Consider the following 16511-nt stretch of genomic DNA (forward strand, 5'->3'; position numbering starts at 1 on the left):
ATATGACGCATGAATTTGTAACAATCTTGCATACTAATGATCTTCACAGCCATGTCGAACATTGGCCGAGGATCGCCAATTGGATTAAAACCCGTCGAGCGCAATTACAAGCTGCTGGTCATTTTGTTTTAACTTTCGATGTTGGAGATTTTATTGATCGCTACGATGCTAATACTCAAGCTACTTGGGGCAAAGCGAATGTTGAACTTCTAAACGACTGTACTTTTGACGGAGTCACAATTGGCAATAATGAAGGTCTTGGCCTCCCGCGTGATCGAATGGAAGACATTTATTCGGAACGCAGGTTTGCTGTTTTACTAGCAAATATTTTTGAAAATGATCATGGTTTGCCTAAATGGGCAGAAGAATATCGAGTTTTTGTAACTCCGAAAGGAACTCGAATTTCGGCTTTTGGCCTGACGGCCGCTTACGATCTTACTTATCCATTGCTCGACTGGTTGCCGGCACAACCGGTTGAAACACTCGAAAAATTATCCGACCGGGTTATTGCACAATCCGATATTAGAATTTTGTTGTCACATTTGGGTTTGCCGACAGATCAATCCTTGGCGCGGCGTTTTAAAGAAATATCGGTAATTTTAGGCGCTCACACGCATCATTTACTGCCCAAAGGTCAGATGGTCGAAAATACTTTGTTGGCCGCCGCTGGTAAATATGGTGAAAACGTTGGCGAAGTTGATCTGGAAATTGATGAAAAGCATCAAGTCGTAAGCGAAAGGGCTCATACGATTAAATTTGACAATCTTCCGGAAGTCGAGTCTGCTTCTGCCTTTTTGGAAAATTGGCGTGAATCCGGTCGAAACATTCTCGAAAACCAAATTATTAGCAATTTGCCGACAGATCGTTCGACTTTGCAACAAATAGATGATTGTGCCGATGCTTTGATGGAGAAATTTCAAACAAAAATTGCCATGATATCCAGCGGTATGTTTTTAGATGAGCTGCCGGCTGGCCAATTAAACGCTTTTCAGCTTTTAAAGGATCTGCCGCATACAATTCATCCAATGAAAATCGATATCCTTGGTTCTGATTTATTGAAGTTATTTGATGAAATAAATTTGCAGCACGATCATCTTTTAAATCAACATATTAATGGTTCCGGATTCCGCGGGGATAAATTTGGCGAAATAAAATTTTATGGTCTTCATGAAAAACAAGTTGATCCAAAGCAACATTATGAAATTGCCAGTTTGGACCATTATTATTTTTTGCCTTGGTTCCATTCTTTACAGTCAGCCGACGTTTCTTTTGATTTTAAAAATATCTTGCGAGAATTAACGGCTGGCTATTATCGTGAAAAATACAGCCATCAGGAGGCCGTTTGAGAACTGCTTCTGTAATTGTAGATTTACCAACCCGTCAAACCAATCAGCCCTTTACTTATTTAATTCCGGATGATTTGCTTGATTTTAACTTGCTCGGCCATCGTGTCCGGGTTCCTTTTGGCAAACGGAATTTAATGGGATATGTTGTTGCAGTTGGTCAAAGCGAACGGAGTGATTTTCAGTTAAAAAAAATTGAATCGATTATTGACGAAAAACCGGTTCTTAATTCTGAAATGTTGAAATTATCCGAATGGCTGTCAAACTATGTTTTTTCTTATCGCGTTCAAGTAATTCAAACGATTTTGCCGAATGCTTTTAAACCAAAATATTTGAAGGGCTTGAAAATCGTTGATCAAGTTCCGGAAAAAATAAAAGAAAATATTTTTCTCAATAATCAGGAAATTGAATTTTTGCCGAAAAATTATACTTCCGAACAAATTAAAGTGATCAATAGCTTGATTAGACAAGGAAAAATTGTTCAAACGACTACGATTCAGAAAAAGAATAAAGGCAAAAAAGTCAAAGTCCTTTCCAATAATTTGAACGATAATGATATTGCAACAAATCTAAATAAAAAATCTCTGAGTGATTCACAGAAAAAGCTTTTAATTTTTTTGTCCGGTCATCGGGATGGTTTTTTTCAGGTAAAGGAGTTAGCCGAAATTTTGGATATTTCCAAATCGACTATTTTGACAGCTGAAAAAAAATCCTGGCTTAAAAAAAGCGAAGTTAGGATGACGAGGAACCCGGTAAAAAAAATTGCCGTTACAAAGACTAATGCAGTCGAGCTGAATTCCGATCAGAAGAAAGTTTTTAATTCAGTCGAAAGCGCAATCACTAAAAACGAAAACAAAACTTTTCTTCTTGAAGGAATTACCGGGTCTGGAAAGACAGAGGTTTATCTTCAACTAATCGAAAAGACAATTGCCCAAGGGAAAACGGCCTTGCTCCTTGTTCCGGAAATCGCTTTAACCCCCCAAATGATTCGCCTGGTAAAATCCCGTTTTCTTGATTCGGTCGCTTTGCTTCATTCCGGATTATCCGATGGCGAACGTTTGGATCAGTGGGAAGAAATTCGCGATGGAAAAATCAAGATTGTAATTGGTACGCGTTCGGCGGTTTTTTCGCCGCTAACCAATATCGGTTTAATCATTATGGATGAAGAACACGAAACGAATTATAAGCAGGAAGGCAATCCCCGCTATCATGCTCGCGATATTGCTTTGTGGCGGGCAAAATATCATCAAGCGGTCACTTTACTGGGCTCTGCCACTCCGAGTTTGGAATCACGTGCAAGAGCTCAAAAAGGGATTTTTAAGTTATTAACGATGAATCACCGAGCAGTTAGCGGGGCGAAACTTCCGGATGTTTCAATCGTTGATATGCGCGAAGTATGGCAAAAAGAGCATGCTGATAACGACTTTAGCCCCACTTTGCTTAAAAAGATCGAAGAACGTAAAGAAAACCACGAACAAACGATTCTCTTATTAAATCGTCGAGGATTTTCTTCTTTCGTCATGTGCCGTAATTGTGGCTATGTTCCTCGCTGCCCGAATTGCAATCTATCTTTGACTTTACATATGGACAGCCACTCTTTGAAATGCCATTATTGCGGTTACGAGGAAGCGATTCCTAAAAAATGCCCGGTTTGCGGAAGCCCACAGATTCGTTACGTTGGCACCGGGACGGAAAAAATCGAAACTAAACTAAATAGTTTAGTCAATGGAATTCGGGTTGCTCGTTTGGATCAGGACACTACGAAGAGAAAGGGCAGCCTTGAAAAAATTCTTAGAGATTTTGGGAAAGGAAATTACGACGTTCTGCTCGGTACGCAAATGGTTGCCAAAGGTTTGGATTTTCCCGATGTGACCCTAGTTGGTGTGATTAACGCTGACATCGGCTTGAATTTACCGGATTTTCGGTCTGGAGAAAAAACTTTTCAATTACTAACACAGGTAGCCGGCCGATCGGGAAGAGCCGGAAAAACCGGGGAGGTAATCATTCAGACTTTTAACCCAGATAATTACGCGATTAAATTAGCTGCCGACCAAAATTACGAAGGATTCTATAAAACAGAAATGTCGATTCGCCATATTGCCGACTATTCACCATATTATTACACGATTCAAGTTGGAATTGACGGACCTGATCAATTTCCGGCCAGTCGGGCGATCGATGAAGTTGCGGAATTTATTAAACCGAAATTGGCTAAAGAAACAATTGTTCTCGGGCCCACGCCAAAAGCTATTGCCAAGTTACGTAATCGCTATTATTTTCAAATAATTTTGAAATACAAAAAAGATCCTAATATCGAATCCACTTTAAGTGAGCTTCAAACTGTGTTTGGAGAAAAATTGCCAAAAGATATTTACTTGAGTATTGATCGTGATCCGGTATCATTTATTTAATGACTAATTCAGTGATATTTTTTGGGACTTCTGATTTCAGTAGAGCTGTTTTGCAGGGATTGATTGCCGATGATGATTTTGAAGTAATCGCCGTTGTCAGCCAGCCGGATCGTCCGGTTGGCCGAAAAAAACTTTTGCAGCCTACAAAAATCAAACAATTGGCTTTAGAGTATCGAATCCCGATTTTTCAACCGGAAAAACTTTCCCGATCAGAAGAAATGGATCGACTGATTTCTATGCAGGCCGATTTTTTGGTGACAGCGGCTTTCGGCCAATTTGTCCCCTCTAAATTATTGAAATCCGCTAAAATTGCCTCGATTAATGTTCATGCCAGTCTGCTGCCAAAATATCGCGGGGCTGCGCCGATTAATTGGGCCTTGATTAACGGTGACAAAGAGACCGGCGTTTCAATTATGTATATGGTAAAGGAAATGGATGCTGGCGATATTATCAGTGTTAAAAAAATGCCGATTAAAGAAAACGATAATGCCGGTTCTTTGTTTGAAAAGCTGGCGGTTGTCGGTCGTGATCTGCTCTTAAAAACGATGCCAAAAATGGTTAGCGGCGATATTTCTCCAATTCAGCAGGACGAAGAAAAAATCACTTTGGCACCAAAAATCGATTATAAGTTGACTGAGCTGGATTTTTATCATCAGAAAGCTGAAAAAATTGTTGATTTAATTCGCGGCCTATCACCGAAACCGGGAGCCAGCCTCCAAATTGCCGATGAGAAAATTAAGGTTTTTAAAGCAAAAATCGGACCCTGTCAAGGTGAAGTTGGTTCGATTGCAATTAAATCCAAACACGATCTTGCAATCACGGCAGCTGACGGCCGAACGGTTTTTTTGCAGAAAATTCAACCGATTGGTAAAAAAATAATGGATGTTTCTTCCTTTTTGAATGGCGCCGGGCAAAAGCTTCATGTCGGTAACATGGCAAATAGGATATAATATTACGTTAGTGTTACGGATATCTTATGCAAATCGCCTATTTAAGTGATATTGGAACTAGAAAAAAAGAAAACCAGGACTTTGTCGGGATTTTCACGAATAAAAGTCAGTATAAATTGGCCATTGTCGCTGATGGGGTTACCAGTGAAAAAGGTGGTGATATCGCCGCAGAGATGGTTGTCAATAATTTTGGTTTTGGCTGGCGCCAGACTGATATTTCTTCAATCGAAGAAGCGAAGACCTGGATTTCTAAGAAGGCCCGTGAAGAGAATAGCCGAATTTTAATGGCTGGGAAACGTTTTGATGATTTGTCCCAAATGGCAACCACGATGGTTTTAACGGTTGCCATTAATAATGACGTTTTGATTGGCAATTTAGGCGACTCGAGAGCTTATATCTTTGATGGTAAAATTCTAAAACAACTTTCATTCGATCATTCCTTTGGTAATGAATTAATTCAAAATGGACAAATTTCAAAGGAAAATGTCAATAATGTTCCTCACCATCAAAGCATTACGCGTTATTTTGGTTTGAATGCGCAAACCGAAATGTCTTTTGCTGTCGACAAGGTAAAAAACAACGATATTATCATGCTTGCAACGGATGGCTTGACTAAGCAGGTTAAAGAATCGGATATTTTGCATGTTATTAAGTCAAAGCACAAATCTCTCAGCGAAATGGTGGCTCGGCTGATCAATATGGCTAACGAACAAAGCGGTTTCGATAACGTCACGGTTCTGTTGATGTCGCAATTTTTGGAGGATAATTGATGAATCCTGGATCAACATTTGCAAACAGATATCGAATCATTCGGCCACTCGGTGAAGGGGGGATGGCTAATGTTTATTTAGCTGTCGATACAAAGAACAACCAGCAGGTTGCTATCAAGGTTCTTCGATTGGATCTCCAAAATAATCCAGATTTTGTTCGTCGTTTTCAAAGAGAAGCTCAGGCCGCTGCTCAGCTGCTTCATCCAAATATTGTTAAAGTTCTCGATGCTGGTTCTTTTGATGGCGTGCAGTATTTAACGATGGAATACGTCGATGGGATGGATTTAAAGAAATACATCTCTCAGTATTATCCGGTTCCATACGCACAAGTCGTCAATATTATGGAACAGGTCTTGTCTGCCGTGTCAATGGCGCATAACCACGGGATTGTCCATCGTGACTTAAAGCCACAAAACATTCTTGTCGGCAAGGACGGATCAATTAAAATCGTTGATTTCGGGATTGCAATCGCTCGAAGCGAATTTGGGATGACCCAGACAAACGCCGTCCTGGGATCGGTTCATTATTTGAGTCCCGAACAAACGCGTGGTGGCATGGCGACCAACAAATCCGATATATACGCTTTGGGTGTGATTTTATTTGAAATGTTGACTGGCCAAGTTCCTTATAAAGGCGAGACCGTGGTCTCGATCGCTATGAAACATTCTTCCGAACAGATGCCTTCTGCTAAAGATATTGATCCAAATATTCCCCAGGCTCTTGAGAATGTTATTTTACGTGCAACTGCTAAGAATCCTGATAATCGTTATCTGACGGCTGAGGATATGGCTAACGATTTGAGAACCAGTCTTTCTCCCCGTCGGGCTAATGAAGCAAAACTTCCGCCTTTTACCGACGATCAGGCTGAGACAAGGACGATTCCAATCGACGATCTTAAATCACAGGTCGCCAGCGGCATTCAACGTCTTGACCCGGTTTATACTCCCTTGAAGGACAATCCAGATTCGACTTCAGACTCAAAAAAAGTTGTCCCTGGCAAGAAGAAAAAAAGAAAGCATAAGATTTGGCCTTGGATTTTAGCTGGTCTTTTGGCGATTGGTTTTGGGGTTATTTTGGTGGCAATGTTTTGGCCTGGTAGAGTTCAGGTCCCCGATACGGCAAATTACAAACTCAGTGTCGCCGAAAAATTAATTCGTGAAAATGATCTTGAGGTTGGCAGTATTAGCGAAACGACTTCTCGAAAAGTCAAGAAGGGTCGAGTTATTAAATCCGATCCTAAAATTGGATCGCACGTTGCTAAAAATACCAAAATTGATTTAATTGTTTCCAATGGGGCTAAAAAACTAACTTTTGGCGATTATGTTGGTTCTAATTACAGCGATGTCGCCAGCGTTTTGAGGAACCAGGGTTATAAAGTCAAGAAGGTCGAAAAATATTCTAATTCTGTTTCCAGTGGACAGATAATCAAACAATCGGTTGACGCCGATAAGAAAGTCGATCCTTACGAAACAACTGTTAAATTTACGGTTTCCAAAGGTGCCCAAAAAATAACCGTGCCAACATTCGACAGTTTGTCCGAAGCACAGTCTTGGGCTGATCAAAATGGTATTACTTTAAAAATTGCCTATAGTCAATCGTCCGACACCGATACCGGCTATGTTATTAGTCAGAATCCAAATGGCGGGACGGAGATTTCTTCTTCGACTGTTGTTCATATCCTGGTGGCTCAAAGAGTCGATAATTCTTCAAGCAGTTCTTCTTCGGCTGTACCGTCGTCAAGTTCCAGCATGAGCTCTTCGTCAAATGGAAGCAGCAGTAGCAGCAGTAATAGCAGTAGCAGCAGTAGCAGCAGTATTTCTAGCAGTTCTTCTCCTCAAAAATAGTATTTCTGAGAGGTGTTTTATTATATATTTGTAATAAGGAGATAAATATGAGTGTAATTGTGGCACCGTCCATTCTGGCGGCGGATTATTTAAATTTAGGCGAACAGATTAAATTGGTTGAGGGGGCCGGGGCTAAATATTTACATATCGATATAATGGATGGCGATTTTGTCCCTAGCATTTCTTATGGCCCACAGTGGGTCAAACAAATTAAAGCGAGCGGCAGCAAGCTGGTCTTGGATGTCCATTTAATGGTTAATCATCCGGAAAAGTTAATTGATTCGTTTGTTTCGGCTGGTGCCGATATTATTGGCGTTCACGTTGAGGCTACAGCACATATTCATCGCGCTTTGCAAATGATTAAAAATGCCGGAGTTCATCCAGAAGTAGTTATTAATCCAGGAACGCCGGTTTCGGCTATTTTACCAATTTTATATATGGTTGATCAGGTTTTGGTCATGACTGTTAATCCCGGATTCGGCGGCCAAAAGTTTTTGCCTGAAGAAATTTCTAAAATTTCCGAACTTCATGAATATAAAAAAGAGCATGGACTTGATTTCGATATTGAAATTGATGGTGGAGTTAATAATCAAACACTGGTAAAAGCTTACGAAGCAGGTGCAACTGTTGCAGTTGCCGGATCTTATGTATATGATAAAGTCGATCCAGCTGCTAAAGTTAAAAAACTGCTCGAGGTTACCAACTTTGAAGTCGATTAATATTCTTGCCGGCGGACCAGAGAATAATTTTCCAAAAAATTTTGCTGATTTTCTCACAGATGAAAATGAGTGGATTGGTGTCGATGCCGGTGCTTTTTATTTATTAAAGCATGGTGTTAAAGATATCACGGCAATTGGGGATTTTGATTCTTTGACGAGAGAGGAACTTTTTTTTGTAAAAGACAAAGTTGATCCGAAACATTTTTCTCAGGCCAAACCGGAAAAAGATTTCACGGATACCGAACTAGCTTTGCGTTGGATTGAAGAAAAACTGGATTATCGAAAATACGATTCGATTAATATTTTTGGCGCAACAGGTTCTCGTCTTGACCACGAATTTAACAATTTTTTGAATTTATTTTTGCCTGAATATAAAAATATATTGGATAAGGTTGAAATTTTCGATTTGGAAAATGTTGTTAGTTTTTTTAACCCCGGAGATTATCTTTTAGAAAACAAGTATAAAAAGAAATATCTCGGTTTTGTTGTTTTAAATAATATTGTAAATTTTTCAATTCATGGAGCAAAATATGATTTGTCAAATTTCTCTTCGAAAATCGATCGAGTTTTTGCTTCGAATGAATTTTTAGATAATCAAAACATCGAAATTCATTTTGATGCAGGAAATGTTATGGCTATTTATAGTTAAAAGAAAGCTAAAGACTTGATATATTTTGTTTTTCAGGCTTACTTTTGTATAATAGTTAAGGCTTTTTACTTTTAGTGCAATTGCCATAAAGTATAAGCTTAAAATTTTAAGCCTACATCATTATTTTTTTGATGAACTATTAAAATGGAGGAAACCAAATTGGCTGAAAAGGAACATTACGAAAGAACTAAGCCGCACGTTAATATTGGTACTATCGGTCATGTTGATCATGGTAAAACCACTTTAACGGCTGCTATCACTAAGGTATTGTCTGAAAAGGGCCTTGCGCAAGCTCAAGATTATGCCTCAATTGATGCCGCTCCTGAAGAGCGTGAACGTGGAATCACCATCAATACTGCCCACGTTGAATATGAAACTGATAAGCGTCACTATGCACACATCGATGCACCAGGTCACGCCGACTATGTTAAAAATATGATCACTGGAGCCGCACAAATGGATGGAGCCATCCTTGTTGTTGCTGCTACTGATGGTCCTATGCCACAGACTCGTGAACATATTTTGCTTGCCCGTCAAGTTGGTGTTAACTATATTGTTGTCTTCTTAAATAAGACTGACCTTGTTGATGATCCAGAATTAATCGATCTTGTTGAGATGGAAGTTCGTGAACTTTTGTCTGAATATGATTTTCCTGGAGATGATATTCCTATTATTCGCGGTTCTGCTTTGAAGGCTCTTCAAGGCGATCCGGAACAGGAAAAAGTTATCTTGCACTTAATGGATGTTATCGATGAATACATCCCAACTCCAGTTCGTGATGTTGATAAGCCATTCTTGATGCCTGTCGAAGATGTCTTCACTATCACTGGACGTGGTACTGTTGCGTCTGGACGTATCGATCGTGGAACTGTCAAGATTAACGATCCAGTTGAAATTGTTGGTTTGAAGGATGAAGTTAAAAACACTGTTGTTACCGGTGTTGAAATGTTCCGGAAGACTTTGGATCTTGGTGAAGCCGGAGATAATATCGGAGCTCTGCTTCGTGGAATTGATCGCGATGGTGTTGAACGTGGACAAGTTTTGGCAAAGCCAGGTTCAATTCAGACCCATAAAAAGTTTAAGGGTGAAGTTTATATCCTTACTAAGGAAGAAGGTGGACGTCATACTCCATTCTTCACTAACTATCGTCCTCAATTCTATTTCCACACGACTGATGTTACCGGTGTCGTAGAATTGCCTGAAGGTGTTGAAATGGTTATGCCTGGTGATCACGTCACATTTACTGTTGAATTGATGAAACCAGTCGCTATCGAAAAAGGTTTGAAATTCACTATCCGTGAAGGTGGCCACACTGTTGGTGCCGGAACTGTCTCTGAAATTGATGACTAATTCTAATTAAAATCGTCTTGCTTTACGGCATGGGCGATTTTTTTATTTTTAGGCCGAAAAATGACAAACGATTGACTTTATCTTTTTATCTTGTTAAGATAATTAAAATTATTACTCTGAGGTAGCGTATTTTGAAATTAACCATTGATGGCAATTTGTTTAGAAACAGAAGAAAAGAACTAAAAATGACTCAGGTGGAGCTTGCATCGAACCTAACTTCTCAAACAGTTGTTTGTTCTTTAGAACACGGCGTGATACCTAAATTAGAAGTTTTGGCGGAAATAATGCAGCGTTTGTCTTTATCCCTTGAGGATGTTTTTCCTAATAGTCCTTTTTGTTTAAGTAAACTTGATGAATTGAAAATCAAGTTAGATAACGAGAATTATCGACAGGTTTGGTCGGGATTAGAAAAGATTAAAAAAACAGCTTTGGTATCTTCGGTAGAAAAACAGAAATTTTATTATTTATCGGCATCCTCGGCTTTTCATGATGGTCGAATTGAAGATGCCGATTTTGCTTGTTATGAATTGCTTGGTTTTTCCGAAAAAGAAAAATTGTGGTTTTTTGACGCTCTGGCCAATACGATTAAAGCGCAAATTTGGCAACTTAAGGAAGATTATTCAAAGGCGGAAAATTGTTTTAAAAGAGTAATCAAGATTTTAAATGATTATCCTTACGAGAAAGAGACAGTTCCTTCGATGATTAGCTATATTAGAATTTATCAAGCCCTTGCGGAGCATTTTTTGCTGCTTGAAAATTTTAAGCGTGCCGCTTCTTATATTGACAAGGCCTTAAAAATATTATCTGAAGAAAAATCCACTTGGCACCTTGGTGAATTGCTGTTGCTTAAATCGAAAATTGCTGACGAGAGTGGTTTAAATGAACAAAAAGAAAAATTGATTTTAACGGCCGAACAACTATATGAGTTTGGTAAGAGCCCTCAACTAGGTCGAATGCTCAATAAAAGCAAGTCCAATTAATCAGACATTTTATTATTTTTTTAGTTTTTTTATTTTGCTTGACATACGAACACATGTTCGTATTATTTTATATGTAGATGCCTAATTATTTTGACAATGAAGATCATCGAGTGATTTTTGCTATTGACAGCAAATCTTTTTATGCCAGTGTCGAGGCTCGCTCTTTGGGTTACGATCCTTTGCATGTTGCTTTGATAGTAATTTCGACGGGACCAAATGTTGGCGGTGGTGGTTTGATTTTAGCGACTAGCCCATTAGCGAAAAAGTCTTATGGCCTCAAATCAAATGTCAGTCGTTTGCGCGACATGCCAAAAAATGCCGATAAATTAATAATGACATCGCCACACATGAATCTTTATATTTACATCAATACGAAAATCAATAACATTTATCGAAGATATGTCGATGAAAAAAATTTGCATATTTATTCAATCGATGAAAGCTTTTTGGATATGACTAGTACATGGAAATTGTTTGGCAATAGCAAGAAACAAATTGCCAAACAAATTCAAAAAGAAGTTTTGGATGAGACGGGCATTTATACAACGATTGGAATTGGAGAAAACCTAACTCAGGCTAAGATTGCAATGGATGTATATGCAAAGAATAACGATAGCCGTCTTGGAGAAATAAATTATGCATCGATTAAAGAACGATTATGGCCAATCAAAAATTTAAATTCCGTTTGGAGCATCGGTAATAAAACTGCCAAAAAATTGCAAAAAATTGGAATAAACTCTTTGGATGATTTGGCCCACTATGATCCTTATAAATTAGAAAAAAAATTTGGAGTTATCGGCGGACAACTATATCTTTTGTCTTGGGGAATCGATCGGGCAGTTATTAGTCAGAAAGCATATCCAAAAGAAAAATCTTATGGAAACTCACAGGTTTTGCCGAGGAATTATACTAAAGCCGATGAAATCGAGGTTGTTTTAAGGGAAATTTCCGATCAGGTTGCTGCTCGTATTAGGAAACACCATTTTCAGACCGGTCTGGTTCATGTTTGGGTTGGCAATGAGTATACAAATGGCGGATTTTCTAAACAAAATAAAATTACACCAACTAATGAAAGCAAAATTTTAAATCAGATTGTGGTTGATATTTTTCATGCTAATTGGAAAGGTGACAAGATTCGTAATATTTCTGTTTACTTTGGTAATTTAATTCCGGACAATAGTCAACAATTTGACTTGTTCAGAACTTCCGAACAACAAATTGAAGAGCGAAAATTGGATCGGATTACCGATTCTTTACGTTTAAAGTTTGGTTTTTCAAAGCTAGTCAAAGCTTCATCGATTTTACCTGGTGGTACCGCCATTGAAAGAGCTGGCTTGGTTGGTGGACATAATGGAGGAAATAGCTATGAATAGCAAATATCCGAATTACGATCCGAAAATTCGTGATCGTTTTATCCGTTGTTTTCAAGATCGCGGCATGTTGAAATGGGGAGGTTTTTATTTATCTGATCATACCAGGGTTATTGAAAAATCGGCTAAATATCGGGCGGAAAAACAATCTCGATATTTAAAAGAACAAATGAATTTTCACAAGATTTCAGAAGTACTTTTTAGAGCCTTTTCAAATGAACGAGAAGTTGAAATTCAACTAGCCGATGAAAATCAAGAACACGGAATTGCAAAAACAATTGTTGGTTTTGTTGAAGGCTATGATCGAGATGGAATTATTGTTGCAAATAATTTTTTCTCCCTTGATGATATTTGGCGTTGCGAGTTGGTTTAGGATTAAATTGCATCATACAAATAACGTTGAAAGAAAAAATCCAATTGCCAAAAAGGGAATAAAAGCAAGACTATGTTTTTTACGAAGTAAAAATATCAGAATTGTTAGACAACTGGTAATTAGTATCGATACGCTGAATTGAAAAACCGGTAGAGCTATATATATGAGCAAAATTACCGGCAAATCACCATTTCCTAATGCTTTTCTATAGTATATGAAAAACAGCAATAAGCTTGTTAATATGAACAAACCGATTACTTTTTCGCTTGGAAAATTTACGATGAATTCAAAAAATATAATTGGGTACAGTATGACTGGTATGATCGTAGATGTCTTCACAACTAAGAAACAAAAGCAAACAATAAATAATTACGAAATGGTAATTATCTTTTGAGTTCATAAAACAGATAGCAAATAAAAACTCTATTAAGGGGTAATAAACCGAAATTGAATTTTTGCAATAGCGACATTTGCCCATTGATAGCAGCCAACCAATAATCGGGACTAGAGCAATCAATGGGAGTCGTCTGCCACAATAATCACAGCAGGATAGACCTCCAAGCTGCTTTCGACGATTAATTCGGTAGGCTAGACAAATAATAAAAGATGCTGAACAACTTCCCAAAATAAAACAAATAAATTCCACATTTTTTTATACGTATTTTTATAATTAGTTATGAATAATATGGAAAGTAATTTTAAAATCGGCGATGAGGAATTCTTTAAAGCTTGGTCTTCTATGAAAATTTCCGATCAAAAATCAGCTGAAAAAATTTTAAAGTGGCTTTTTCATATTGCTGATTTTAAGACCGGGGAAGATATTCGCAATTTAAAGATTACAGATATTTTTTCCTCTGATTTGTCACCAAAAAATTTCTTTTGGCGCGACTTTGCTCATCTGGTTCAAACGGCTTTTCCTAAGGGTCTTGTTGATGAAAACTTATCTGAAAGTGAAATCGATTTAGCCAAAAGAACGCATCAATTCAGATATCTAATTGATGAGCAAATGGTTTTTTATGTTAGGCGATCGTTCAGGCTTAAAGAACTTAGATTGAACGATTCTCAGAAACTGGCAGCTTATCTAAGCTCTTTTCCGGAGACGAAAAAATTTAACTTAAATTTATTGGCTGAAAATAAAAAAGATTTTTATTGGGCGATTGAAAGTGCTCGTTTGCATGAAAAAATTTCTTTGAAAGATCTGGCCAATCGGAGAAATTTTCGAATATTCAGACCTAATTTAAAAATAGTGATTGATTTTCATATTGAATTTGTTTTAGATTCCCAAGGAAATTTTCTGTATATACTTGGATCTGGCAATAACGGTCCAATTAACGGTGCTTCTTACAATTTTGCTGATTATAATGATTCCAAAATTAGTTTGGGCAGATCTTGTAATCACGAAAATAGTCGTCATTTCAATCTTGATATCGAACCAATTAAATATTATGACCCGCTTTTCCGATCAGAATTATTAAAGAATTATCGAGCGCCCACTTTAAAAGAATTTAAAAGAAGTCCTTTTTTTCATCACAGTATCGAATATCAAAGCAAAAGGGCGGCATTAAAATTTGAGAGAATGGTTAATAAAAGCTCTGTCAAGTAAAAATACTTGACAAGTATTTTTATAAAGTATATATTATGACAGTAATATTTTTTAGGAGAAATATATGTCAGTTAAAATTCGTTTACATCTGATGGGTACTAAGAAGCGTCCATTTTATCGTATTGTTGTCGCTGATTCACGTGCTCGTCGCGATGGCCGTTTTATTGAAGAAGTTGGTTACTATAATCCAATTACAAAACCGGCTGAAATCAAGTTGAATGATGACCAGATCTTTAATTGGTTAATGAAGGGCGCTCAACCAACAAATACTGTTCGTAATTTTCTTTCAGATGCTGGCTTGATGAAAAAACTTCACGAAGCGAAACTTGCCGCTAAAAAGGAAAGCAAAAAATAATTTCCGTCGTTTCTGACGGTTTTTTTGTATTATTTGATAGATGAAAGTAAATTATCGTCAACAAATAAACTACAGCTCGATTAATTTTCTCGACTGGAAATTCTCATTTTTTTCTTCTGATAAAGGTTTAATTTTTACTACTTTTCAAGATGATCCGATTGCTGATTTTTCCAAGTGGTCCGGAATTTCAAAATTAGTCAATAGAGAGAATCCTAAAATCAGTTCTGCTTTTTTGGATTATTTTTCTGGGAGAAGTAGCAGTCCAAAAATTTCTATTGACTGGAATTTCTGGCAATTCTCGAATTTTCAGATACTCATTTTAAAAAAATTGCTGGAGATTGATAAACCTGTTAGTTATAGCGAATTTGCAAGGCGAATTGGTAATCAAAAGGCGGTTCGAGCTGTTGCAACAGCTGTTGGCAAAAATCCATTTGAAGTGGTTGTTCCTTGTCATCGAATAATTACTAAATCCGGGAAAATTGGTAAATATCGTGATGGTTCGAACATTAAAGCTGCTTTGCTTCAACTGGAGAAACAATTATGAAAGAATTACGAATCGGCAGGGTCATCAATACTCACGGAATAGCGGGTGAGTTAAAAATTGATTTCAATACTGATTTCCCCGAACAACGTTTTGCTAAAAATTCCGAACTGCTGATTGCCGGGGAAAAGTTAGTCGTTCAATCCAGCCGTCCTTTTAAACAATTCTGGTTGGTAAAATTTTCAGATCATGAAAATATAAATTTGGTTGAGAAATATAAGGGAGAAGATATTTTTATCAATGAGCGAAAAGAGCCCCGATTATCCGAAGGAGAGTTTCTTGTTTCTCAAATTATTGGTTTAAAAGTGATTGATGAAAAAGGAAATTCGATTGGCGAAATAGCTGATTCTTTTCATACCGGTGCAAATGACGTTTGGACGATCAAGAAAAGCAATGGCAAAGAGATTTTGATCCCTTATATTGATCAAGTGGTCAAAAAAGTCGATCTTCAAACCTCGACTGTCACAATTGAATTGTTGGAGGGGCTTGATGAAGATTGATGTTTTAAGTATTTTTCCGGACATGTTTGATCCTTTACGCCAATCAATGATCGGCAAAGCGATTGAAAAAGGCTTAATTGATTTTAAAGTAACCGATTTTCGCGAATTTACGACCAATAAGCAAAGACACGTTGATGACGTCGTTTATGGCGGAGGAGCCGGAATGCTCTTAATGCCTCAACCGATTTTTGATGCGATGGAGGAAGTTAAAAAAGAGAATAATGGCGATAAGGGTCATGTGATTCTCGTCGATCCGGCTGGTCGGAAATTTGACCATCATGTGGCAAAAAAATTGTCCACATATAATCATTTAACTTTTATTTCCGGACACTATGAAGGCTATGATAATCGAATCCGCAATTTGGTCGATGAAGAGATTAGCCTGGGTGATTATGTTTTAACCGGCGGGGAATTAGCAAGTATGGTGATTATTGATGCAACCGTTCGTTTTTTGGATAATGTTTTGGGAAATTCCGAATCGGCAGCAGACGATAGTTTTCAAAACGGTTTATTAGAAGAGCCTCAATATACTCGCCCGGCAAATTTTCGCGGAATACAGGTTCCGGAGGTTTTAACTAACGGAGATCATGAAAAGATTCGTAAATGGCGTTTAAAGGAGTCTTTGCGGAAAACCTTCTTGCGACGTCCGGACTTATTAGAGAAAAGAAGTTTCAATAAAGAAGAACTTGATTTTCTCGATGACATAAAATATGAAGAATCACTTGATTCTGATCAGTGAAAACTGATACAATA

At 37.8% G+C, this 16511-nt stretch carries 17 protein-coding genes and 1 pseudogene; 17 read left to right on the forward strand and 1 reads right to left on the reverse strand.

The window, feature by feature from the left end; genetic code table 11:
* Positions 1-2: 2 nt before the first annotated feature.
* The 12 genes from A3G9_RS0107350 to A3G9_RS1000000110515 all read left to right on the forward strand — a co-directional run bounded on the left by A3G9_RS0107350 (position 3) and on the right by A3G9_RS1000000110515 (position 13153).
* Positions 3-1346, forward strand: a complete 1344-nt coding sequence (locus A3G9_RS0107350) for a bifunctional metallophosphatase/5'-nucleotidase (RefSeq protein ID WP_002817341.1) — start codon at positions 3-5, stop codon at positions 1344-1346.
* The gene (gene priA / locus A3G9_RS0107355; RefSeq protein ID WP_002818667.1) at positions 1343-3754 is read left to right on the forward strand and encodes a primosomal protein N'; all 2412 of its coding nucleotides are present in this window, start codon (positions 1343-1345) and stop codon (positions 3752-3754) included. The genes A3G9_RS0107350 and priA overlap by 4 nt, the downstream gene beginning before the upstream one ends.
* Positions 3754-4704: a methionyl-tRNA formyltransferase gene (fmt, locus tag A3G9_RS0107360; RefSeq protein ID WP_002818668.1), complete on the forward strand. Its 951-nt coding sequence runs from the start codon at positions 3754-3756 to the stop codon at positions 4702-4704. The genes priA and fmt overlap by 1 nt, the downstream gene beginning before the upstream one ends.
* 26 nt (positions 4705-4730) lie before the next feature.
* A complete protein-coding gene (locus A3G9_RS0107365; RefSeq protein WP_002821464.1) occupies positions 4731-5474 on the forward strand; it encodes a protein phosphatase 2C domain-containing protein in 744 nt (247 codons plus the stop codon).
* The gene (gene pknB / locus A3G9_RS0107370) at positions 5474-7318 is read left to right on the forward strand and encodes a Stk1 family PASTA domain-containing Ser/Thr kinase (RefSeq protein ID WP_002818671.1); all 1845 of its coding nucleotides are present in this window, start codon (positions 5474-5476) and stop codon (positions 7316-7318) included. The genes A3G9_RS0107365 and pknB overlap by 1 nt, the downstream gene beginning before the upstream one ends.
* Before the next feature lie 47 nt (positions 7319-7365).
* The gene (gene rpe / locus A3G9_RS0107375) at positions 7366-8037 is read left to right on the forward strand and encodes a ribulose-phosphate 3-epimerase (protein WP_002817337.1); all 672 of its coding nucleotides are present in this window, start codon (positions 7366-7368) and stop codon (positions 8035-8037) included.
* Positions 8024-8686: a thiamine diphosphokinase gene (locus A3G9_RS0107380; RefSeq protein ID WP_002818672.1), complete on the forward strand. Its 663-nt coding sequence runs from the start codon at positions 8024-8026 to the stop codon at positions 8684-8686. The genes rpe and A3G9_RS0107380 overlap by 14 nt, the downstream gene beginning before the upstream one ends.
* A 159-nt stretch (positions 8687-8845) precedes the next feature.
* Positions 8846-10036: an elongation factor Tu gene (gene tuf, locus A3G9_RS0107385; protein WP_002818673.1), complete on the forward strand. Its 1191-nt coding sequence runs from the start codon at positions 8846-8848 to the stop codon at positions 10034-10036.
* A gap of 131 nt (positions 10037-10167) precedes the next feature.
* Positions 10168-11016 (forward strand): helix-turn-helix domain-containing protein, encoded by an 849-nt coding sequence (locus tag A3G9_RS0107390; protein WP_002818674.1) that lies wholly within the window; start codon positions 10168-10170, stop codon positions 11014-11016.
* A gap of 77 nt (positions 11017-11093) precedes the next feature.
* Complete coding sequence (locus A3G9_RS0107395; protein WP_002818675.1) at positions 11094-12389, forward strand: Y-family DNA polymerase; 1296 nt, start codon at positions 11094-11096, stop codon at positions 12387-12389.
* Positions 12382-12759, forward strand: coding sequence for a hypothetical protein (locus A3G9_RS0107400; RefSeq protein WP_002818676.1), 378 nt, complete (start codon positions 12382-12384; stop codon positions 12757-12759). The genes A3G9_RS0107395 and A3G9_RS0107400 overlap by 8 nt, the downstream gene beginning before the upstream one ends.
* A gap of 241 nt (positions 12760-13000) precedes the next feature.
* On the forward strand, positions 13001-13153 hold the full coding sequence (locus A3G9_RS1000000110515; protein ID WP_235043487.1) for a hypothetical protein: 153 nt from the start codon (positions 13001-13003) through the stop codon (positions 13151-13153).
* A 63-nt stretch (positions 13154-13216) separates the two neighbouring features.
* On the opposite strand, the pseudogene A3G9_RS1000000110520 reads toward A3G9_RS1000000110515, so the two are convergent.
* Positions 13217-13405, reverse strand: a pseudogene (locus A3G9_RS1000000110520) (prepilin peptidase); the annotation flags it as partial.
* 39 nt (positions 13406-13444) lie between these two features.
* Here A3G9_RS1000000110520 and A3G9_RS0107410 point away from each other — a divergent pair.
* The 5 genes from A3G9_RS0107410 (at position 13445) to trmD (ending at position 16497) form a co-directional block, all read left to right on the forward strand.
* Positions 13445-14362 (forward strand): DUF3114 domain-containing protein, encoded by a 918-nt coding sequence (locus A3G9_RS0107410; RefSeq protein WP_002818681.1) that lies wholly within the window; start codon positions 13445-13447, stop codon positions 14360-14362.
* Positions 14363-14426: 64 nt separating this feature from the next.
* A complete protein-coding gene (rpsP, locus tag A3G9_RS0107415; RefSeq protein WP_002821466.1) occupies positions 14427-14717 on the forward strand; it encodes a 30S ribosomal protein S16 in 291 nt (96 codons plus the stop codon).
* 40 nt (positions 14718-14757) lie between these two features.
* Positions 14758-15261, forward strand: coding sequence for a methylated-DNA--[protein]-cysteine S-methyltransferase (locus A3G9_RS0107420; RefSeq protein ID WP_002818684.1), 504 nt, complete (start codon positions 14758-14760; stop codon positions 15259-15261).
* The gene (gene rimM / locus A3G9_RS0107425; protein ID WP_002818686.1) at positions 15258-15758 is read left to right on the forward strand and encodes a ribosome maturation factor RimM; all 501 of its coding nucleotides are present in this window, start codon (positions 15258-15260) and stop codon (positions 15756-15758) included. Before A3G9_RS0107420 ends, rimM begins: the two co-directional genes overlap by 4 nt.
* Positions 15748-16497 carry a tRNA (guanosine(37)-N1)-methyltransferase TrmD gene (gene trmD / locus A3G9_RS0107430; RefSeq protein ID WP_002818687.1) on the forward strand — a complete coding sequence of 250 codons (750 nt, stop codon included), beginning with the start codon at positions 15748-15750 and terminating at the stop codon, positions 16495-16497. Before rimM ends, trmD begins: the two co-directional genes overlap by 11 nt.
* The last annotated feature ends 14 nt before the right edge of the window (positions 16498-16511 follow it).

The organism is Oenococcus oeni DSM 20252 = AWRIB129 (assembly GCF_000372485.1).
GTDB classification, from domain to species: Bacteria; Bacillota; Bacilli; order Lactobacillales; family Lactobacillaceae; genus Oenococcus; species Oenococcus oeni.